The sequence below is a fragment of the Paenibacillus sp. W2I17 genome, from assembly GCF_030815985.1.
In the GTDB taxonomy this organism is placed as follows: domain Bacteria; phylum Bacillota; class Bacilli; order Paenibacillales; family Paenibacillaceae; genus Paenibacillus.
Window position 1 is genome coordinate 781,013 of sequence record NZ_JAUSXM010000001.1, and the last position, 22,030, is coordinate 803,042.

Genomic DNA, 22,030 nt, shown 5'->3' on the forward strand with positions numbered 1-22,030 from the left:
TCATTCAAATGCTAAGTAAATACTTCATTATACAAACAAAAAAACCACTCCCGACATGAACTGCACCCCAATTGTTAGACACAACTACCAATTGGAGGTGCAGTTTTTTTATGACTAAATTCAGTTCAGAATTTCTCCCTGAATCGCTAGGCTTCCAATCGCCTTAAATCGTTCTACCTCTATGGTTTTGCCGAAATAATCGGCTGGATCAACGTCTTCCATCAGTCCCCATTCGACCATATCTGGCGTACGGGTCAGCAATTTCCGATGCGACTGTCGAGAATCCTCTCTATCGCTGGATATTCCTCGAATCTTCTTTCGATGAAATGTTGAATAACCGCCCCGTAAAGGGGCGGTTTTCTTAGGCTTGCATAAATGCTTCTAACGGTTCCAGAATCGCGAACGTCTTCTTTGCATCCTTCTTCCGTTGCTCCTCATAGAGTTTGGTCAACTCTTCGAATGATTTAGCTTTAATCTTCGTATAACTCGATTTGGTGTATCTGATTATGTACGTCTCTACCCCTTCCTCTTCACTCCACTCGTAAACGACATCATATTTGTCCCTCAAATTCTTTAATTGAAGTGACCGGCGCAACACTGCAAAGTGTTCTTCAATGGCTTCATCGCATTCCTCTATAATCTTCTCGTACGTGCAGCCAACTCGCATCAGAATCTCCGATGCCCGTTCATCGCCGTATCTCGCGAGAAATTCCTTCAACGAAACCAGCGCATATAGCAATATTTGTTCCTGGTCATTCGGATTCCTGTATTCATAACAGCCTACAACCAAATTGCGGTCGGTCATCTCCTCCTTACTGAATTGCATATTAAACAAATACTCGAGTGTCTTTTGCTTCATAACGGTTTCCAACATCTGTTCTTTATCAATCCTGATGCCCGTTGTCACCCACGGAAACGGTAGTTGGCCGTTACCTTCACGCGGTATGCTACCCCTAAGATTCAAAATCGGCATACCCGTAGCAATTGCGTACGACCTGTTATATCCTTCGCCCGCGAATATTTCCTGTTCTTCTAGCATGTGTCCTGCCTCCTTTTAGTACCAAGTTCCATTCGGGGACTATTGCATCCATAAAACTACCACTTTTTTGTGCTGGTCTCTTATTAGTTCATCAGCGCTTTTCATTAACCCACGAAGATATTTCTGGGATATATTTTACCATATGAGAACAATAAGTCCATCTAATGGTTCCGTTATCATGCCCGTTGGCTAATGCCGGCTGCCAGTCTAAAACTTTATTTTTACGGTCTAACAATTTATTTTCACAGAACAGCTGAAGCCCAGGCGACCGACACGCCGCTGCTCTCTCCGATCCGGACGAGATCCGCGCAGCTTCATACATGGTGCCCAACGGTGCAGCTCACACACAGGACGTTCCTATTAAGCTAACCTGCGCGTTAATTGAATGGATTAACGGGCAAAATAACGATTAGATATACGCCTAATCGGCAATCGGACTATGTTCTTGTCCATCGACAATAATAAAAAAGCCAATTATATATCGCAAATAATCTTCGTAAGCAAATGATTTATAGGGGCCTTTCTCAAAGATTATAATTTCGGCATGTTCATCCGGACGGCGGAAGATAATGAAAACATACCAAAAAGAGCTATTTCCTTTATCAGAAATAGCTTCTTTTTGTATTTGACGTAGACAACCCGCTCATAGCGGCAATCTCAATCTAACCGGACACCCCGATTCCGTGTAGCCGGCACGAATAACAACGGGTATCCAGCTCATCCCGAGAGGTCCGAGCCATCATGTCCGGTGAACGACAGACACGCAAAAAGTTTGGATCACGCGCTTTTTTATCCGTTTTTCTTCATTCGGTACTGCCCGGGCGTCATGCCTTTCTGCTTGCGGAACAGCCGGATAAAATACGAGGGATGATACCCTACTGATTCGGCGATCTCGTTCACTTTGAGATCGGTCGTGCACAGCAGCTCCGTGCCCCGTTCAAGACGAAGTTCCATCACATAATCAACGAAGTTTTTGCCATACGCTTGCTTGAATGAACGGCTAAGCGTATAAGAACTAACGCCAAAACGTTTCGCACAGCTCTCAAGCGAGAAATCTGCCGTATAATCACGTTCGATCTCCTCCTTGACTCGTTCCGCGAAACGATCAGTATACAGCCTATCAGCACCGCCGATCTCGCGCCCGTAAGGTTCCAATACCTGTGTACGCACAAAGACGGCCATCGCTTTGGGCTGGCGTATAGTGGCAAGACGTTCATACAGTCCCATATGGTCGACGTGCTCGGATTGAGCGCCGTTCTCCATCATCGTGTGCAGCAGACTGCCGAGCAGATGAAAAGTCAGATTTCGCAATTCTGGCTTCGAGGTGGCTCGGCGCGCCAGCTCATCGATAAATTCATCCATCAGCTCGCCGGCTTCCTCGATTTGGCCAAGCTTGACGCAGCGGAGCAGCTCACGTTCGAGCTCGAACGGATAAGCGCTCTGCTCACCCAGATTCGGCATCCATTCGTCGAGATGCAGAACCCGACAATCTTCGTCGTGCGGAATATGACGCAACGCACCTCGCAGGGAATGAAGCAGCTCTGGCACTTCCAGAATTTTTGCAGCGCTGCCTGTGCACACCAGGGTTTGCAGCCGCAGCACAGAGCGTACCGTACCCGCCAACTCTTCTGCCAGCGTTTTCCACAACGCGTTCAGCGGCTGTCCATCGCTTTCTTCATTTGCAGCATCACCTTGGGTCTTTTCGTCTGAACTTTGCAAACCCTGCATATATTCTCGATTCATTTCGGCCGTAATGCCGTTTTCATCTATGGAGTAAGGAATCAGCACGGCGGCGGTCGAATCCTGAAAATTCACTACGATTGCACGCATCATGCGCTGTTCCACAAATTCACGGGCTACATTGGCGGCGGCGAACGTCATCAGCAATTCGTCTTCTTCACGAAACTTCGATTCCGGCGGCGACAGCACGCCGACCTGCATCAAGAAAACCGACAACCGCTCGTCGGGATGGATCGACCACCCGAATCTTTCCATTCGCGATAGCAGTTCCCGCTCGCTCAACGTCTGATAATGCCCCTGCATCAACTGCATCAAAAAGGCGGATCTCAGTTCAGGATAAGTGTGTTCAAGCCGAGCCTCGGCTTCTCTTTTGGCGTCAGCCAGACCGCGCCAACTCGTCTCAATGTAGTCCAGTTCGTCGTATGGATGCCCTGCCTTCTCGATTCCGGTACCGTCAGATCCATTTTTAGGCTGCTGGCTTACGTGAATTTTTCGCAGCAGTCGGTTTAGGCCTCTTTCTTGTTCAGACGTTTCTGCTGTCCCCGCAGCCCCGTCCGCCGAAGAGTGGGCTAGCGCCGGAGAAAAATGGTTGCCGAGGATCTCTACCAATCGACCGATCGGCCGGTGCAGCCGGTGCGAAGCCAACCAGGCGACTAGCAGCGCCAATAGCATACCGGCCAAACTGACCGCCAACAGCGAACGTGAGAGCAGCACGACAGGGCGAGTTAGCGCTTCTAAAGGCGAAACCGTCACATAAGTCCATTCGACCCCCGGACGCTGCAATTGGCTATGGGAGACGGAGTAGGTTTTGCCTTGCCATTTGAACAGATATGAATCCGGTGTGTCCGAGACCTGAGTTCGAAGCTTTTCACGCAGCGCGGATTCGAAAGTCGAGGTTCGCATCGGATCGTCCGACGGCACATCTGACATGCGGATTAAGGGTGGCCCGGAACTTGTATATAGAAACGAAGCGCCTTTATCATCGAAAGATGCCCGGCGCATCCGTTCTTCAATCTGATTTCTGTCCAGGTTCAATAGAAGAGCTCCATAAGGATCTCCGTAACCGGGCAGCTTCCGGACCAATACGACCTCTCCGTTCTCAGAAGCCGTCCAGCGAAAATCATCCAGCCAATACAAAGCAGACGGGGCATCGACAATGTTTTGAAACCGCTTACTATCCTCTGTAAACGAAATCTTCCTTAACCCGTCCGTATCCGATAGCAAAAGCGGCTCGTTGCGAGCAAGCAGCAGCTTTGCATCTTTCAGCTCCGGATACGACGCTTTCATCAGTCCCAGAAAGCGATACAGCTCCTGGGTTCTCTGGTATTCCATACGAAGATTTGCTTTTCTCATATCGCCATCAAGTCTTGGATCTAGCGCCCAACGGGCCGCAGACTGTTCAACCTGCACGAACAGTTCGTCCATACTTTCTGCCGATCGTTTAACGAGTGCCCGGTTGCTGCTCATCACCTCACGTTCGATATGCTCGGTTCCGAGCACATAAGACGAGAAACCAATAACCGCTGTCGGGATGCTCGACATACACAGTGCCAGAATCAGGCTGTAACGATAAAAGCGTCCTTTTACTTCCCGGCTTCGACTCAGCAACCGAAAATTTCGCCAACTTCGAATGTCAGTCACTCTTGTTCCCCCTTTTTTTCTAACGCTATCAACAGTCTATATAATTTTATGAAAAAAAAGGAAACAAATACAAGAGAACTCCCGTTTCCGGAGGCTCTCTTGTTTACATCCTGCTTTTTCGGAATGACTCTGCCAGCCCCTTACTGCGCCGCTTGACGGTCGGTATAAGCCTGATTTAGCTCATCCGTAATTTTTTGCAGATCCGAATCGTTTTTCAATTTCTCGACATAATTGTCCCAGTCCGACAGCGACTGCTTGCCGAGTATAATTTTGGTTTTCATATCCTGAATATTCTTCGCCAGCTCAGGTCCCACTGAAATATTCGTTTCCGAATACAATCCAATCGCTTTGTCAGGAATACTGATCGCTTCACGCTCATCGATAATTTTCATATTGCGTTCATAAATGTCCATCGGCATACCTGCTCGATATGCGCGCAGATACTTGTCGTACGGCATAAAGATCTGGCCGAGTGCCTGCTGGGCAACAATATCCGTTTTGGCCTTTTCGGTCGTCATCTTGATTCCGTTTTCTTCCGTATAATGCACATCTTTAAGACCATAACCGGCCAATGTCCCGCCTTCTTCCGATGCGCCGTAGTCCATCAGCTCAAGCAGTTTTTTCATTTTTTCTTCCGATACCGTTTTGGGAATCACGAACATACCGAAAAATCCACCGTCCTTGTTGACGTAGCCGTTCATCGAGACAAGCGGCAGGAAGTTTGCGTCCGGATTGCTTTTCAGCTGCGCTTCCATCGGCTCCCACGCCGCTTCGACGGTGTTGACGGCGGCGCCCGCACGACCTGCATTCAAGTGGTCTTTGGTCTGGCTTTCTTTCAGAACGGCGAGATCTTCCGAAATCACCCCTTCTTTATACGCTTTGCTTAGCCATTCCAGAGCGTCGCGCATTTCAGGCATCAGATTCACGTTGACCAGCTTGCCGTCGACGTCTTTCCAATCTCCGGTAGTCTGCGTAAACGCGCTGACGATTGCCCAATAGCTGCCCATGTTGTTTTGATTGACCAATCCTGTTAATCCGATCGTATCGTCTTGACCGTTTCCATCCGGATCGTCTTTCGTAAATGCTTTTAGCACTTCATACAATTCATCTGTAGTCTCCGGAACTTCCATGTTCAGATTGTCGAGCCAGTCTTTACGCAAAAACAGGAAGGCTCCTCCTTCTACCGGCCGTACTCGGGGGATCCCGTAGTTATTGCCGTCAGCCTGCTTGGTGTTGATCCAAGACTCTGCCGGAAAGTTCGCCAGGTTGGGGTAGTCTTGAATATAAGGCGTCAGATCCCAGAATGCTCCCTGCTGCACCATGGTACGTACCTGTGCCGAGAAGGGCTCGTCGACTAGCATCAGATCCGGAATATCGCCCGAAGCCAGCGTAACGTTCACCTTGTCGCCATAGCTGTTCGGCGATACCCAGGTAATATTGAGATCGGTATTCGTTTTCTTCTCGATCTCTTGAACGATTACATTGTCCGCTCCGGGCGGTTCCGGCGTAAAATACATCGACATGATACTGACCGGCAGCGGCTTTCCATCTTCCGGCACGCCGGATGCCGCATTTTTACTGCTGCAGGCCGCTGTAACCAGGGACAGCGCCATAATGGACACCAATCCCAATTTTGCTCCCATTTTCTTCTTCATGCTCAATCTCCCCTTTTATTCGGATAGATAACCCATTCTGTCTATACTTGCTGCCTGTACTTGCGTTCACTCTTTCACCGAACCGACCATCGCGCCTTTTGCAAAATGCTTTTGCAAAAATGGATAGACCATCAGGATCGGAATGGTTGCGATTACTACAGCAGCCATTTTCAACGTTTCCGACGGAATCTGCTGCTCGGCGGTCATCTCGGCCGCTGCCGTTCCTCCCGACGCCGTCGACGAGTCAATCAGCATGTTTTGCAGGAGGACTTGAAGAGGCTGCTTGTTGAAATCGTTGATGTAAAGTAGCGCCGTGAAGAAGGTGTTCCAGTACGCTACGGCGTAAAACAGGCCGAATGCGGCCAGCGATGGCAGCGACAGCGGCAGAATGATACGCCACCACACGCCGATATCGTTACAGCCGTCGATACGGGCCGCTTCTTCCAAGCTGGGCGGGATACTATCAAAGAAACCTTTCATCAATAATACATACCACCCGCTGGTCAGCACCGGCAGAATCAGCGACCAGATACTGTTGATCAAATTGAGATCGCGTATTAACAGGTAGGGCGGAATAATACCAGGATTGAACAGCGTCGTCAGCAGAATCAACAGCATCATCACCCGCCGCCCTTGCAGCCGTCTTCGTGACAGGGCATAAGAGAGACAGGATGTCACAAATAAACTGAACACCGTGCCGACGGTAGCCAGAAATGCACTGTTGCCCATGGCACGGATAAAAGAATCGGTGGACAACAAATACCGGTAAGAATCAAGACTCCACTTTTTCGGGAAAAGCGTCGCTTTGTTGCGAATGAATTCTGCCGGGTCGCTGAACGACACGACCAGCACGTAATACAAAGGAAACAGCGTGACCAGACCGATCACAGTCAGAAAAAATAGATTGGTCGCATTGAATAGATGATCGCTTTTGGACTGGAGCATAAAAACTCGCGCCTCCTTTCGTTTCTTCACACTGGTTGGAACTTCCTATGAACCTTTTTTAATAAACACCTTCTTCGCCGAATTTCTTGGCTAGCTTGTTCGCTCCGATAACCAGGATCAGACCTACAACCGATTTGAACACGCCGACGGCAGTACTGAAACTGAGTTGGCCTTGCTTGATACCTAGCCGGTACACATAAGTATCGAATACATCTGCAACTTCGGATACGGCGCCGTTCATCATCAGGAAAACCTGTTCGAAACCGACGTCCATAATATGTCCAATCCGCAGAATAAGTAGGATGATTACGACCGAACGGATGCCCGGCAGTGTAATATGCCATATCTGCCGGAAGCGTCCCGCTCCGTCGATCTTCGCTGCTTCATTCAACTGCGGATCGATCCCAGCCATTGCGGCAAGGAACAATACCGTACCCCAACCTGCATCTTTCCAGATCGACTGGACCGTCAGCAGACCCCAAAAGTAATTGGGATTGGTCAAAAAGTCGATCTTGTTTAGACCGGCCGCCACCAAAAGCTGATTGATAATGCCTTCGCCGGTAGACAGAAGAAGAAACGTAATGCCCACGATAATGACCCAAGACAGAAAATGCGGCAGATAGACGATCGACTGGATCGTTTTACGGAACTTGTTGCCGCGCAACTCGTTCATCATGACCGATAACAAAATTGGCAGTGGGAAGAAAAAGATCAGCGACAGCAAATTGATCGCCATCGTGTTTCGGAACAAGATCAGAAAGTCGGGATTCGAAAAGAAACGGATGTAATGTTTGAAACCGACCCACGAACTCGCCCACATGCCCTGATAAGGCGAATAATCTTGAAACGAGATCACAATTCCCCACATTGGCACATACTTAAATAAGATAAAGAACACGATGCCCGGTAGCGCAAGCAGATACAAAAAGCGATCGCGCTTGACGCCGTTCCAGATATTTCGTCTTCGCTCCGCAGCCAGGCTCTTTCTGTATACGCTTTCTATTTTTCTTTTGGCGGCTGTGTCCATTTGGGAAGGCATATCCCCACACCTCCATCTGGTGGTTTACCGTTCACCCAAATCATCCGTGTTCTTGCATGCTTGGGAGCGGTTGATGTCAGCATAGCGGCTGAGACGGTTTCCGGCAATCAACGCTTTTTGCGGCAATCTATTCAACGAAGTAAAGGCATATCATATGTTGTGTGTGCTAACGAAAACCAAGAAGAAAAAGTCCGAAAATAAGCTGACCCTCCTACGAATTTCCATGCATTGACTTTTCTTGCAAGCACAAAAAATCTTACTACCGAGTTTAATGTGAATACTTTTTTAACTAATTAAGCCTATTCTGCTCACAAGAAGAGGAACCGAAAGAATCGTGATCTCCACTAGAGAGCCACAAAGACCTCCTTAATATTTATAGAGGAGGTCTTTTCAGAAAGTCGGTGATCATACTTCCGGTCATTTTCTGTTACTTGCCAGTTTCAGCGAACGTTTTAATGCGCTCTCCAATCTGGTCACGGACCCTTTTGAATACAGCCCATCATACGAGAAATGGAGAATGGAGAATTGAAGGAGTGTCCGATCCCCAGCTGGAACCTTATAAGAAGCATTTACGCAGTAAGACATCGCAACAAACTTTTTCTCCTTCACTGAATCTCTAGTATCTGATCGAGGGTTTCTCTACACCATAACGAAAAATCCCCCCTGTTACAGGAAGAGTTCACAACTACGTGATCTCTTGCCGCCCTGTTTACGTGAAGGGGATTTTCAGCTCATGCTCAGGCTTTGCTTGATGCACCGCAAGCTTCATTAGATTATTTATTACATCATCATGCAGAACATATTAACACTACCAGAACCGTTCTTGATGTCCCATTAACAACGAAATACCTTCTGCAAAGTAATAATCACCGTAAATCAATGGAACATTAACATTATGCTTTTCAGGGAAATGACTCGTACCATGTAAAATGAGTCCTTCCTCTGTATCCGAATCCCAGGCTCCATAATTCGTATACAATGAATGCAGAATTTGCTTTCCGCGTTCGCGATAGATTCTTGCCTCCAGTCCGTCAACCTGTTCCGCTAGGAGCAAAAGTCCACAAGCAGCGCAAGCTCCAGCCGAGGAATCACGAATCGCAGGAATTCCTTCTGACGAACGGAAATCCCAGTAAGGAACATGGTCTTCCGGTAAATTGGCCATAAAGAAGTGAGCGGTTTGTTTGGCTGCATTCAAATATTTGGGGTCACCTGTGTACTGGTAACTTAGACTCATTCCATAAATCGCCCATGCCGTCCCACGAGACCACGCAGATTCCGGTGCGAATCCTTGTCCTCCCTTCACTCCAAGCTTTTCGCCGGTATCGGGGTCAAAAACCACGATATGAGCAACCGACCCATCAGTCCGATAAAAATGCTTCAACACCGTATCAGCATGCTTGATTGCAATGTGCTTATATCGTGGATCTCCGGTTATACTGGATGCCCAATAAAGTAACGGCAGATTCATCATACAGTCGATAATGGCCCAACCTGCAAGTTCTTCCCCATTCCACGCTCGAATGAAGTTTCCCTGGGCATTAAAGCGCGCAGCAAGTAGGTTGGCAGCAAGCAGCGCCCTTCGTTTAGAATCCTCTGCTCCGAGAATCTTGTATCTTGCTCCACTTGTTAAGGTCCACATAAAACCGATATCGTGATCAATCTTGTTTGAATCGGTCAGCAATATATCCAACTGGCTTTCGCATGATTCTGCTGATTCCTTTAATTCATTATCTTGCGTATCTCGATAAACAAGCCACATCAATCCTGGCCAAAAACCAGAGGTCCACCAAGATGCTGGCTCAAGCTGATACTCTCCATTTATACTTGCATGCGGGAATCCATCTCCGATTCGATGATGAATACGCTTTACTTTTGCCTTCGTCTGATCCCAAGCTTCTTGCACCCATTCCGTTTTGACCGTCATTCATAATTGCTCCTTCCTTTAGGTGAACTCCTATATGTCGTTCGACATTGCTTTATCCAACTTGAGGTTTCTACCTGACCATATCATTAGTGACGTCCATTCTGCCTCTCCTTGCCAGAATTCAGCGTCCGATGGCAGGCCCAAGGCGAGAAATACCGTCGTGCATAAGTACAAGCTACCTGTCGAAATATATCCTTCTCCGATATCAGGCTGTCTGCCAGCAAAACCAATGCGAAGCCAACCGGAATCATCGAACGTACCCGGCATCTCGATTTGCCTCCTGATCACGGCAGTAAGCCCGCAGCGTACTTGAGTCGGTAGCAGTTCTTCAGGGAGCTCATCCCTTAGAGCCATTAAAGACAGATGCTGAAATGCACCGAAACGATAGGCAAGTGATCGTCCAATTGGTGGGAACGTTCCTTCAGGTGATATCATCCGTTCCAAAACAGCTGCATAACGTACTGCTCTTTTCATCACTTTATTCCGAAGTGTACTCCAATCGCCAAATTGATCTCCTATCACATCCAAAATATCAATCATCATGGGTTGAATGACAAAACTGTTGTAATAATCCCAATGAAATGCGGGACCGTCTCCGTATACCCCGTCTCCTTTATACCATTGCTCGTGTTGCCTTAGTGCATAATCGACGCGCATACGATCCCAATCCTCTGCTCCCATCCGATACAGAGCGGCTTCAATCATGGCGCTAAACAATAGCCAATTACTGAATACGGGACGGATAATACGCGTTGCCTTCAAAGCTATAACTAAATTAGCCTTCACTTTCTCATCCAGCAATTCATATAGCTCGTTTGGAGCACGGAGAACTCCGTTAGCGAGAAAGGCTGCGTCAACCAAGGGCTGTCCGCCTTTCGTGAAATTCATAAAGTCAGGCGAATTAGGGTCCGTAGCAGCCTCGATGGCCAGTCTGGCCATACCTGCGATTCTAGCTCGAATCTCTCCCTCGTCTCCACAACGCGGTCCATGCTCAAGCCAAGGTGCAATTCCCGCAAGCGTACGTCCCAATGCCTCCAAGTATGTGTAATTAGCCCGATCTCCCTCCCCTGCTTCAACAGGCATATCATTAACCAACCGACGTTCCGATAAAGAATGAAGAACAGGATATGCAATTCGAACCAAGGTTTCCACCCAATACTTCCTATCGCCCGTCATCGTGCTACCCCCTTAACCTGACAGTTGTCTAAAAGAATTATAGTCGGTTGTAACCTCTGCTACAATAAACTATAATGATCAAAAACTGACCTATTGTGCTGAGGAGTGTTAAAGTATGCTGCAGTTGTTCTCATGCGGGTTCCATACTATTCACCATGAAGGAATCATAAGGAATCGTCCGTATGGCTCCGGTAACTACACTTTTGTATTTTTTAATAGCAACGCAGAGGTGAAGCTACAGAATGACACGATGATCATTGAAAAGAATACTTTTATCTTTTTTCAACCCCGGACCCCCCATTCTTATCGCGAAATCGAAAGCCCTTTCATAAATGACTGGTTTCATTGTAATGGAGATGATTTACCGGAATTTCTTGCGGAATTGAATTTCCCTTTGGATACGCCCGTGGAAGCATCTGATCCGTTGCTTATTTCTAGGTGCATCATGGAATTACAGAACATCTATCGGCTTGACGGACCGTTACGTGAGCGAATTATGGATTGCGACCTTCGGTCTTTTTTTATGAAATTAACCGATTTACGTGAACGAACTGCTCCTCACCAACTGAATCGTTATTATATGCGATTTACGGAACTACGTAATGATCTCTACCGCTTTCCCCATCAGAACGTTTCTGTGACGGAATTGGCTGCACGACTAAATCTAAGTAAATCCTATTTCCAACATATATATAAGCAGTTATTTGGTTGTTCTGTGATGATAGATATTATTAACGGAAGGCTTGAACGCGCGAAGTACCTTTTGGATCATAGTGAGATGTCAGTAACCCAGATTGCTAACTCATGCGGCTACGAGAATGACACTCATTTCATGCGTCAATTCAAGAAGTTTGTTGGCATCTCGCCGAGACAATATCGATTCAGAAATGAGTGATTTCTATATATGTTGAGAGCAGAGGTAAAAGCCTTTGCGAACGTTACGTCCACAAAGGCTACAAAGAGTGGCCTGATGTTACTTTCATTTGGTTCCTGCCGAGGGTAATGTGCGAGTACACTGTCGTTCCATTGCAAAAGGGAAGTTTGTTCCGAATATTAATTTGAAATTATCAATTTACTTCATAATAATGCTCACTATAAAAACTAAGTAAAGAACGAGTTCTCGAAATAAAAAAAGCCGCTATTTTAGCGACTGAAGATGAAACTATCTTCTTGTCCTTCGACAGCTGACTCCTTGATTTTATTGAGCTATCGTTTCCTGTTAGCAGACATTTCGACGTAAAACCGCCCGTCCAACCTCCAGCTAATGTGTACCCTGATAGTTCTAATACTACATCCTCGCCGTATTTAAGCATCGAATAGTTATATTCCTTCAAAATTTTAGTCATATAACTGCTGACTGAGTTAAATACTTCATTTGATTGCAAAAATTAACTTACATAATAAGCCGATCCAGAGAAATGTTCTTGCCCAGTCACAGTTAAATAGTATAAACAATCCAGTCAAACGGGTTCTCCATGTTGATAAAGCAATTAGGGATAAATCCCTCTAGAAGTTCAGCATTCTAATACTATGCAGAAATTTCACCTGTTCATGTTACAGCTACCCTTTATCCATTCAGAACTTTCTAGGTCGATTACAATATTAAATATAGTACTCGTTAGTATTACCTCTGCTCATCTACGCCACATCCGAACTGCACGGGACTATCAAAGTTAATCCGCGCGGGATAACTTCAATGTCCATTAGCCCAGTAGTGTGCATCTCACCGTCAATCCCCACTTTTGCTATGTTATCACCAAATTGAGTAATTCTTAAACGCTTTGTCTTAAAATACAAGACATCTGAGCGGTCAAGATGGGTTCCATTTTTTATATCTAAAAGAAGTTGAAAGGTATTAAACAATGATTTTTTTTGAATTACTAGTACATGAAGTTGACCGTCATCCATCTTGGCATCCGGAATAATGCCCTCAATTCCGCCAATAATCGCTGATTTTGAAACTAAGTAAAGAAGTGCATCATGTTCTTGTTCTAAATGATCACATTCAATCTTAATATGTGTTCCCGATAATATTTTGGGAAGTTTAGGTAGAGCGGACAAATAATAAGCCTTATCCCCTATAACTTTTTTTAGGGTTTGGTTGGTTGTGTAACTGATTGAATTCATTGCACCACCAGCCAAAACGTAATGAAAATATTCATTTCCAGCCAACCCGATATCTATCTTCTTGGTCATTCCTTTTTCGAGCATTCTAGTGAAACCTTCATATGATCGTGGTAATTTCAAAGCATTTCCAAAATCATTGACTGTACCTGTCGGTAGGTAAGCTAGAGGTAAGTCTAGACCTAGATTTTTAATGGTGTTAATGGCGTAATGCAGGGTTCCGTCACCACCTGCAACAACCAGTGAATCACAATCTTCAAAAAATGAAGTTCCTAAATCATTATTCTCCTTACTTGTGTAGAAGATATCATTATCATTTAAAGCGTATTTCTTTTTCATATACTCTATAACTGAAGCCTTCGTTTTATATGCTGTATGCTGCCCTGAAACGGGGTTTACAATCATTTTTGGTTTCATCACTGGAATGCTCCCTCTCAATAGATTCCCTTTCCTTTATGATTCAAGTCTATATTCTTTACGAATGTACAACATCGTACATAAGGGCGAATGTTCCTTCCCTTTCGGGTATCTATGAATAAAATGAACATCTAAAAGACGCGTCGTTCATGGAATACTTCATTTTTAATTTATCAATTTTCCTTATGTAGTAAGTACCATATTTTATTATTCATGCCTGAATTCATTTACTTTGGTCTGGCTAGGTTATACATAATGCCCGAAAGGGCAGAATAAATCTGCCTTTTAGAACGATGTTACAATTTTTTTTCAGTTGTAGTATATGTATAAGCTATTAATTTTGTTTTTGGTATAGCGAAGCATGATGTTTATTCAACTATTGAGAGGAGAAAGATTATGAAGAATACTACGATAAGAATGTTGACGGCAAGTCTGACAGCTTTGGCCATTATGACAGTTGCTGTGGGTTGTACAAGTAATACAAATTCGAGCCCTTCCAAAGTTGAGGAGAATTTGAACTCGGGCGAATCTACGGTCAGTATTTCTGACTCTTACGATAATACCGAAGAGCTAGCGGCTACTTTCCCCATCATTAACCCCACACCAATCGAGACTGAGATGGAAAAGAATATACAGAATAGACTCCTAAACGGCTTTGAGAACTGGAATCGAGGTTATGAAGCCTGGGAAGCCTGGGGCGACATTCTATATACAGACGACTCCCTCTATAATGTCCACAGCGTGAAACTCACTTTGAAAGAATATCAAGATGCCATGAATGCGCAGCTGAAGTCTACCAATATTCAGATGGGTAATTTCAACAATATGATCATTAATGACGATTGGGCAGCTATTCGATATGACATCTCTTCGACTGCCAGAGGGAGCCAACAATCTTCCGATGGAAGCGTGATGGAGTTCGTCCATTTCAAAGACTATGGTGATCCGCTGGGAACTCGGGTTGTTGAAGGTTGGGCTGGTACAAAGGGGACGGATTTTGACGGGTTGACAAGTTTCCAAACCGATGAGGCGAAGGCGGCACAGCAAGCTGCATTGGATGAAATAGTCAATGCAAAGATCCCTGATACCACAGATCTCGAAACAAAATATCCTGTTACTTATCCTACGCCTATTAACACCGATATGGCTAAGAAAATTCAAAGCACCATATTGAGCGACTTTGATAAATGGAATCAGGGCTTTGATGCTTGGAGTGACTGGGCCGATACGTATTATGACAGCGACCTGCAATATCATACAAATGCAGAAACAATGACTTTCCCGGAGTATAAGGATTTCGTGAAGAAAGATGCGGAATCGACCGATGTAAAGCGTATTCGTTTTGATAATATGCTTATCAGCGGTGACTGGGCAGCCATTCACTATAGAATTACCAATGAGGACACGAAGACAGGGAAAAAAACTGCTGGCGACATAATGCAGTTTTTACACTTTGCCGAGGAGGGTAACAGCTTAAAAGTTATTGAATCCTGGACCAAGTGACCCAGGTGTTTATGAGAAAACCAATAACACTTATTAGAAACTGCGGACTACAAGTTCAGATTTGTTCAGCAAGCATAAAACACATTACGGGAAGTATCCAGCAATGGACGCTTCCCGTATATGTTTTATGAATGTATTTCTGATCATCACTAAAATAATGAATTATTCCAATTATATGTTCCCAATATAGTGTACTTAATTCATATTTCAATAATCAGCTTGCTTGTTTGATCCGATAATGATAAGCGTTTATAGAAAAACCTAAAGTAAATAAGATAAAATGTACATCCACATAATTAAAACAATGACATTTGCAAAATCTCCGTACAAATCGCTGTATTGGTTGTTAAAATGATTAAGATAATACGAGTATGCAAATGTTGAAACTACCCATACTGTGCTCGTAAAAAGCGCTCCAAAATTCGTATACTTTCCTGGAATTCGATATCTAGGAGTAACCATATAAACAATTTTAATTGTAAAAAATAAAAACATTAAAACTACAGGCCATCTCAAAATAGCTAACAACAGTTTTGTTATCTCATTAATGCCTTTAAGTAAATCGAAATGCAAAATAATACTACTATAGCTATATACCAACAAGCTAAATATGATAATAATGACCAACATGATGGTCAGAAGAAGTGCTTTCAATCGACGAAGAAAATAGTTTCGATGTTTAAACCCAAACAGTGTGTCCGAACAGACAAGCACTGCATGCATTCCGTTAGAAGCTAGAATAAATGCAAAGACCGTCCAAACACCACTATGAAGTGTGAGCCCTTTGATCATAATCAAGATTGGAATAAGAGATAATTTTGAACAAAAGCCCCGCCATAGAATTGAATACGGCAGAGCATATACACTCATTCACTCCAGAAACTAAATGGAAACCTAGCTTTTAGGAATAAAACCAATTTTATCATATATCAATATCCCAAGATTTGCATCATTGATAAAACAGGTTCTTTAAAATAAATGCCTAAAGCAAAATAGGTTATTGTCCAGGTCACAGCACTTGAATACGTAAAGATAGCAAATTTCTTGAAATGAATCTCGCTCATTCCTATCAGTAAGGGCATGATATAGCGCACCATCGGAATGAACATTCCAATGAACATTGCTAAATCGCCCTTTCTCTTCAATATAGATTCCGCTCTTAAGAAGTAACGATTGTCTAACCATCTTTTTTTGAATTTATGACCAAAAAATCTTCCTATGGTATAGGAAATTGTGATTGCCGTCAATAAGCCTGTTAGAATGGAGCTGTAAGCTGCCCAATAATTGACGACACCTGTATGGCTTAATATCGATCCAGATACAATAATAATTTCGTTAGGTACAGGAATGCCAAACGGACCTAGTGAAAAAGCTAGAAAAAAGAATACATATCCATACTGAGTAACAAGTTCTAATAACGTATCACTAAACATTATACTGTATTCAGCTCCTCATGCTGTCGGAGTAGTTCTCGAAATAACCATGATATTAGGACGTGTCTCCAAACTCGCTGAAGTGCATCTTTCACCGCCTTTTCGCCCTCTGCTGCGTCAGTTTCCCTTGATGTTCCCCGGCACGCCTGCAGAAAACTTCCTGGCTTGGAACAAAAATTTGGCAAAATCTGCCTCCTTCAGAGTTTTCAGACACGCCCTAGATTCCAACTGTGTTCTCATGACTGTCTCGTTTCGGCCAGTTTAATTCCCTCAACACGAATGTGGACTTGATCTGGAGAAATACCCGTCATATTATTCACCGCTTCAAATATGCTGGACTGTAATTCACGGCTGACATATTGGATTTTCACTCCGTAAGGTACAACAATTCTAAGCTCGATGATTAATTTTGAGTTTGAGAATGTAACAGATACTCCTTTATGCATTTTTTTCCCACTCACTTGTTTAATCATGCTATCTACGGCTCCTGTTGACAACAGTATAATCCCAGATTCTAACCTTGCAACTACGGAAACAATTGTTGTAATCGCCTGCTCTAAAACATTTATCTTCCCTATATCTGTATGTATAATCAATTTTTAACGTCTCCTTTAAAACAATTTAATAGAAGGTATGTACCCATTTTATCTTTAATTAGAAATTAGCGTAATGTACCTTGGGGCAGAGAGCATTGTACCTTTGGGCATATACTTCAATTGTTGAATATCTCATTACATCCCATTTCAGGTCTATTTAAAATTGGATACAATAGGTCTAATCAACCACACAAAGGGCTTAGTTCATATCTGAGGAACAAACGATGGGAAACATTATTACATACCTAAAATGGCCATACCACTTCCTGGTACATCTTTTTTGCAGGTACCTATTTAATTATTTCAGGCGCTGCAGAAACAATGGCAGCAATATACAATATCACTTATAGACAACAAGCAAAGGGAGACATCGACTAAAGATGTCTCCCTTTGCTTGTATCCCTAAGGACGAAATAATTAATCTTCAATCATTTCATGCTGACTCTCATTCTCCCGATTACTGTAGATATCAGGTAACTGTAATAAATAGCTATTGGAAATGTCAAGTAAATACTGGGCGGCCGAGAATTGAGATGGAGTAGATCCCCCTTCCACGCTACTGTTATTACTTAATTCATAATGTACTCCGTCGGCATAATTATTACCTGTCATATATAATATTTTATCATTTATAAAAGAACCCTCAGGTAGAAAGTGTCTTAACGGAATCAAATTACTCTCTTGATTAAACAGGTCTTCACCTAAAACAAGTTGATGTCCCAAGGGAGTTCCCAACAGGTTGGCTACGGTTGGCAGAATATCAATTTGTCCACCTGTAGTGTTTATTACAGGAGGAAGTTGCCCTGAAGGCGAATGCACAATGAAAGGGATGTTCATCATATCTGTGTACCCATAGTCATGATCTAACAAGGAATTCATCAGTTCCTTTTCTTCTCCTGTAAGCCCAGTCATTGGAATCCCCTGGTGATCTCCATAAAAAACGACCAAGCTGTTATCCCATAGTCCAGATTCTATCATTTCGTCAAGAAACTGACCCAGGGCAACATCGGCATAATTTTGAGCCTGAATATAATCACCGATCAATGTATCCTTGAAACGATCAGGCAGCTCGATTTTAACCTTTTCTTCAGGCAAGTGATAGGGATGATGTGCACTCATGGATATGACCATTGCATAGAACGGTTGATTCCGTTCATCCAAAATGGACATTTCAGAAGATGTTTTGGAGTACAAAACTTCATCTGATGCGCCAAAAGCAATAGGATCATCTTCTCCGAAAAATGCTCGATCATAATAACGTTCAAAACCAATTGCACGATACAATTTATTGCGATTCCAAAAATCCACACTATTGGTATGGAACGTCGCTGTGAAATATCCATTTTCCTTAAGTAAATGTGGTAGACTTGGCAGTTGTTTATCCATATATTTTGATGAAGTTGCTGGTTCATTCTTAGGTACGTAAAAGGATGTATTTACGACGAACTCGGCATCCGAGGTTGTCCCCTGTCCAGCATTAGAATAGAAATGAGGGAAATAAGTATTGTTCTTAATTAACTGATTTAAATTAGGTGTGATCTCTTGACCATCCATTTTGAGTTCAATCAAAAAATTTTGAAAGGATTCCATCTGTACGAGAATTAAATTCATGCCTTTATTGATTCCATGAAACTTCGGTGCATCTTTAAGTGGAGAATTTCCTTTGGTTTCATTGATTGCCTCTTGCGAGATATCACCAGGAGCTATAAGTACTTCCTTCTCCAAACGATCGGCAACAACCTTATAGACTTCATAGTTAAGAATCCCCATACTCTTCGCTTTATTGATTTCGTTCATACTAGCATGGACCGGCCAGATTTTGAATAAACATAATGCGAATGATGCGCTGATCGTACAAGTTAACACCTTGTGACTCATACGTAAAGCAGGCTTCTTCCAGATTGAACCATACTTAGGTTGGATAATTAAAACTAAGAATAAGACAATGTCGATAAACAAAAATAGATAATAGGGTGTAAGCAATGATAATGCGCTTTCTCCTACATGAGTAACCTTTTTGGCTTGTTTAAGTGAATGATACGTAGCGATAACACCATAATATTTGTAGTACATGATGACCGCAAAATAAATTAACGTCATGCAGAAATTGACCAGCATGTAGTATAAAACTTTCCTCTTGGCAGCAAACCATTCAATCAGGCTGAACATCAGGATAAAGAAAGGGAGCTCTGTTTGAATAATAGCCCAATTGGCTCCATCATGAAATACAACAGACCATGCTACTACACTTTTCAACAGGAGAATAAAACTAAATAAACACAGATTTTTATAGGCTCGGCGATGTAATCTACCCGCGCCTTCATTTCTTTTGTACATACCATTCATCCTCTAAAATTATTAAAAAGGAGAAGGAGCAACTCCTCCATCTCCTACAGCGTTAACCTATCTATAATTTTCTGAAATCTATAATTCTCAAGGCACAACCAATTTACGTCTATCCTCTATTTATGGGTTCTGGAAAGAGATCGTGTGAATTCGTACGTGTTTGGTGCCGTTTTTCAACGATTTCCATTACCTTCTCACCCTCAACATCCAAGTTCGGCAGAAGTCGATCTAACCATTTCGGCAAGTACCACGCCGATTTACCCATAAGTATCATCACACCTGGGACAATCAATAGACGGACAACAAATGCATCAAACAATACCCCAAAGAGAAGTGCAAAACTCATTACCTTGATACTTGGATCATTCGTCATCATAAACCCTGCAAATACGGATATCATGATCAATCCTGCAGCTGTAACTACGCCCCCACTGTTCCGGATTCCCGCCAGTACGGATTGTTTGGCATCACCGTTCTTTTTGAAGTCCTCACGCATGCGGCTAACCAGAAATACCTCATAGTCCATAGCCAATCCAAACAAGATTCCAACAACCATTATCGGTAAAAAGTTAAGCACAAGTGATTGTCCGCTGAAGCCGAAGAGATTTTGAAAATATCCATCCTGGACAACGTAGGTAATGAATCCCATTGTTGCTCCAAGCGAGAGAACAAAACCCAGCACTGCTTTAATTGGAACCAAGATAGAACGAAATACCATCATTAATAGGAGAAAGGCCAAACTAACAATTATGACACAGAACTCAGGTAATGCTTCGTTCAGTTTTTGAGAAATATCAATATTGATTGCTGTACTGCCCGTTATTTTAAGTTGCACATGGTTCTGACTTTCAATCTCAGGAATATGACTGCGAATCGTTTTAACAAGTTCTACCGTTTCCACATCAGCATGACCTGTAGCCGGTATAATGTTAATCAAAGAGACTTTTCCAGATGCACTTTTAACCGGATCGGCAACCATCCCAATGTTTGGATAGGTTTTAAGTTGTTCTACTGTTTTCGCCAAATTAACATCAGCTTCAGCACTTCCATCCGTTTTTGCAAGAATCATCAGAGGGTTATGGTAACCCACACCGTATGCTTCAGACAACATATCGTATGCTCGTCGTTCCGTCATACTGGTTGACTTTAATCCATCATCCATAGTACCTGTTTCCATGTGTAAGAATGGTACCGATAATGTCGAGAGGAGTGCCACTCCGAGAACCACTGTGATCCAAGGTCGTCCTGTCACTAATCTCCCCCACAGATTTCCTCGAGATGTTGTCTGATTCAATCTCCCAGAGTTCTTTATCGGCTTAACCTTTATCTTGCTACCCATTGCGTCAAGGACTGCCGGTACTGTGATTATTGCAATTAAAACAGCTACAAAAATACAAAGCGCAGCAGCTAACCCCATTGCTGTAAGGAAAGGAATTCCTACGACTGCCATACCTGCAAGACCAATAATTACGGTTACACCTGCAAAAACAACTGCACTGCCTGCTGTACCGTTAGCTATTGCAATAGCTTCTCTTTTCTCAAAACCTCGTGCACGCTCTTGACGGTATCTTGAAATAATGAATAGTGCGTAATCAATACCTACTGCAAGTCCAATCATACTCGCCAATGATAAGGCAAATGAAGGTGTATCTAAGAAATTAGACCCCAGGATGATCAGCATTACGCCGGTACCAAGACCAATGACTGCTGTTAGAATCGGAATGATTCCAGTGAGTAGGGATCCGAAAGCAATGGAAAGTATAACAAGTGCAATTAGAATACCAATTCCTTCTGTAGCTCCACCGATCTCCATCTTCACATAACCAGATCCAGTGAGCTCCGCTTGGAGTCCAGCATTCCGTAAAGCTTCTGCGGCATGAATTACGTACTCTTTAGAAGTTTCTTTAACATCACCATCAGCCTTGTTATAAGAGATTGACGCATAAGCGATTGTGCCATCCGCGTTCAACGATTTGTTATCAAATGGGCCGGAGACTTCAGTAACAGCAGGATCTTTTGATATGCTCTGAAGTTGTGTTTCAATCAGTTGTTTTATCTTTTCAGATGATAATGTTTCGTTAGCAGGTGCTTTGAGAACCAGCTGGATTTCTTTACTGGTATCTATCATTGACGGAAACTCCTGGTACATCTGTCCCATCGTTTCAATTGACTCTAACCCGGGTATCGTAGTTTCTTCACTAAGTTTCGGTCCCATTCCCATTGCCACCATTGAGGTAATCAACATGACCATAATTGATCCGATGATTACCTTCATGCGGTTCTTGGCAGACCAAAATCCCAGTCTGTATAACATTTTTGCCATTTCAGTATCGTCTCCTCTGCTCTATATCTTAAATATAATCTTATTTTATAATTAGTTTTAGACAGCAACATCGTCCCAATGGGCATTTGAATCTGCCCTTTGGGGAATGCTATATCAAGGGAATATTCT

At 43.5% G+C, this 22,030-nt stretch carries 16 protein-coding genes; 2 read left to right on the forward strand and 14 right to left on the reverse strand.

The window, feature by feature from the left end; genetic code table 11:
- Positions 1-120: 120 nt before the first annotated feature.
- From QF041_RS03550 to QF041_RS03585, 8 genes are all read right to left on the reverse strand, one after another.
- Positions 121-261, reverse strand: coding sequence for a hypothetical protein (locus tag QF041_RS03550; RefSeq protein WP_307411957.1), 141 nt, complete (start codon positions 259-261; stop codon positions 121-123).
- 100 nt (positions 262-361) lie between these two features.
- On the reverse strand, positions 362-1,039 hold the full coding sequence (locus tag QF041_RS03555) for a hypothetical protein (protein WP_307411960.1): 678 nt from the start codon (positions 1,037-1,039) through the stop codon (positions 362-364).
- 789 nt (positions 1,040-1,828) lie between these two features.
- Entirely contained in the window at positions 1,829-4,420 is a 2,592-nt protein-coding gene (locus QF041_RS03560) for a helix-turn-helix transcriptional regulator (protein ID WP_307411964.1), read from the reverse strand.
- 140 nt (positions 4,421-4,560) lie between these two features.
- Entirely contained in the window at positions 4,561-6,075 is a 1,515-nt protein-coding gene (locus QF041_RS03565; RefSeq protein ID WP_307411968.1) for an extracellular solute-binding protein, read from the reverse strand.
- Positions 6,076-6,141: 66 nt separating this feature from the next.
- Entirely contained in the window at positions 6,142-7,020 is an 879-nt protein-coding gene (locus tag QF041_RS03570) for a carbohydrate ABC transporter permease (RefSeq protein ID WP_062328889.1), read from the reverse strand.
- 58 nt (positions 7,021-7,078) lie between these two features.
- A complete protein-coding gene (locus QF041_RS03575; RefSeq protein WP_307411971.1) occupies positions 7,079-8,059 on the reverse strand; it encodes an ABC transporter permease in 981 nt (326 codons plus the stop codon).
- An 808-nt stretch (positions 8,060-8,867) separates the two neighbouring features.
- Complete coding sequence (locus QF041_RS03580; RefSeq protein ID WP_307411974.1) at positions 8,868-9,983, reverse strand: glycoside hydrolase family 88 protein; 1,116 nt, start codon at positions 9,981-9,983, stop codon at positions 8,868-8,870.
- A gap of 30 nt (positions 9,984-10,013) precedes the next feature.
- A complete protein-coding gene (locus QF041_RS03585; RefSeq protein ID WP_307411977.1) occupies positions 10,014-11,159 on the reverse strand; it encodes a DUF2264 domain-containing protein in 1,146 nt (381 codons plus the stop codon).
- Positions 11,160-11,274: 115 nt separating this feature from the next.
- On the opposite strand from QF041_RS03585, the gene QF041_RS03590 reads away from it, so the two are divergent.
- Positions 11,275-12,054 carry a helix-turn-helix transcriptional regulator gene (locus QF041_RS03590; protein ID WP_307411980.1) on the forward strand — a complete coding sequence of 260 codons (780 nt, stop codon included), beginning with the start codon at positions 11,275-11,277 and terminating at the stop codon, positions 12,052-12,054.
- A 743-nt stretch (positions 12,055-12,797) separates the two neighbouring features.
- On the opposite strand, the gene QF041_RS03595 is transcribed toward QF041_RS03590, so the two are convergent.
- Complete coding sequence (locus tag QF041_RS03595; RefSeq protein ID WP_307411982.1) at positions 12,798-13,700, reverse strand: diacylglycerol/lipid kinase family protein; 903 nt, start codon at positions 13,698-13,700, stop codon at positions 12,798-12,800.
- Positions 13,701-14,096: 396 nt separating this feature from the next.
- On the opposite strand from QF041_RS03595, the gene QF041_RS03600 reads away from it, so the two are divergent.
- Positions 14,097-15,203, forward strand: a complete 1,107-nt coding sequence (locus QF041_RS03600; protein WP_307411984.1) for a nuclear transport factor 2 family protein — start codon at positions 14,097-14,099, stop codon at positions 15,201-15,203.
- Positions 15,204-15,464: 261 nt separating this feature from the next.
- Here the strand turns inward: QF041_RS03600 and QF041_RS31220 are convergent, their stop codons facing one another.
- The 5 genes from QF041_RS31220 to QF041_RS03620 form a co-directional block, all read right to left on the reverse strand.
- Positions 15,465-16,073 carry a YihY/virulence factor BrkB family protein gene (locus tag QF041_RS31220; RefSeq protein WP_373461260.1) on the reverse strand — a complete coding sequence of 203 codons (609 nt, stop codon included), beginning with the start codon at positions 16,071-16,073 and terminating at the stop codon, positions 15,465-15,467.
- Positions 16,074-16,132: 59 nt separating this feature from the next.
- Positions 16,133-16,636, reverse strand: a complete 504-nt coding sequence (locus QF041_RS03605) for a DedA family protein (RefSeq protein ID WP_307411987.1) — start codon at positions 16,634-16,636, stop codon at positions 16,133-16,135.
- Between the two features lie 236 nt (positions 16,637-16,872).
- Positions 16,873-17,232 carry an Asp23/Gls24 family envelope stress response protein gene (locus QF041_RS03610; RefSeq protein ID WP_307411989.1) on the reverse strand — a complete coding sequence of 120 codons (360 nt, stop codon included), beginning with the start codon at positions 17,230-17,232 and terminating at the stop codon, positions 16,873-16,875.
- Positions 17,233-17,649: 417 nt separating this feature from the next.
- Positions 17,650-19,569 (reverse strand): LTA synthase family protein, encoded by a 1,920-nt coding sequence (locus tag QF041_RS03615; protein ID WP_307411993.1) that lies wholly within the window; start codon positions 19,567-19,569, stop codon positions 17,650-17,652.
- Positions 19,570-19,687: 118 nt separating this feature from the next.
- Positions 19,688-21,901, reverse strand: coding sequence for an MMPL family transporter (locus tag QF041_RS03620; protein ID WP_307411995.1), 2,214 nt, complete (start codon positions 21,899-21,901; stop codon positions 19,688-19,690).
- Between the last annotated feature and the right edge of the window lie 129 nt (positions 21,902-22,030).

What these genes read in the sequence shown, in the direction of transcription:
- QF041_RS03555 (WP_307411960.1), bottom strand. Translation starts at nt 1,039, where the DNA reads ATGCTAGAAGAACAGGAAATATTCGCGGGCGAAGGATATAACAGGTCG.
- QF041_RS03565 (WP_307411968.1), bottom strand. Translation starts at nt 6,075, where the DNA reads ATGAAGAAGAAAATGGGAGCAAAATTGGGATTGGTGTCCATTATGGCG.
- QF041_RS03620 (WP_307411995.1), bottom strand. Translation starts at nt 21,901, where the DNA reads ATGGCAAAAATGTTATACAGACTGGGATTTTGGTCTGCCAAGAACCGC.
- QF041_RS03590 (WP_307411980.1), top strand. Translation starts at nt 11,275, where the DNA reads ATGCTGCAGTTGTTCTCATGCGGGTTCCATACTATTCACCATGAAGGA.
- QF041_RS03595 (WP_307411982.1), bottom strand. Translation starts at nt 13,700, where the DNA reads ATGAAACCAAAAATGATTGTAAACCCCGTTTCAGGGCAGCATACAGCA.
- QF041_RS03570 (WP_062328889.1), bottom strand. Translation starts at nt 7,020, where the DNA reads ATGCTCCAGTCCAAAAGCGATCATCTATTCAATGCGACCAATCTATTT.
- QF041_RS31220 (WP_373461260.1), bottom strand. Translation starts at nt 16,073, where the DNA reads ATGAGTGTATATGCTCTGCCGTATTCAATTCTATGGCGGGGCTTTTGT.
- QF041_RS03575 (WP_307411971.1), bottom strand. Translation starts at nt 8,059, where the DNA reads ATGCCTTCCCAAATGGACACAGCCGCCAAAAGAAAAATAGAAAGCGTA.
- QF041_RS03605 (WP_307411987.1), bottom strand. Translation starts at nt 16,636, where the DNA reads ATGTTTAGTGATACGTTATTAGAACTTGTTACTCAGTATGGATATGTA.
- QF041_RS03580 (WP_307411974.1), bottom strand. Translation starts at nt 9,983, where the DNA reads ATGACGGTCAAAACGGAATGGGTGCAAGAAGCTTGGGATCAGACGAAG.
- QF041_RS03600 (WP_307411984.1), top strand. Translation starts at nt 14,097, where the DNA reads ATGAAGAATACTACGATAAGAATGTTGACGGCAAGTCTGACAGCTTTG.
- QF041_RS03615 (WP_307411993.1), bottom strand. Translation starts at nt 19,569, where the DNA reads ATGTACAAAAGAAATGAAGGCGCGGGTAGATTACATCGCCGAGCCTAT.
- QF041_RS03585 (WP_307411977.1), bottom strand. Translation starts at nt 11,159, where the DNA reads ATGACGGGCGATAGGAAGTATTGGGTGGAAACCTTGGTTCGAATTGCA.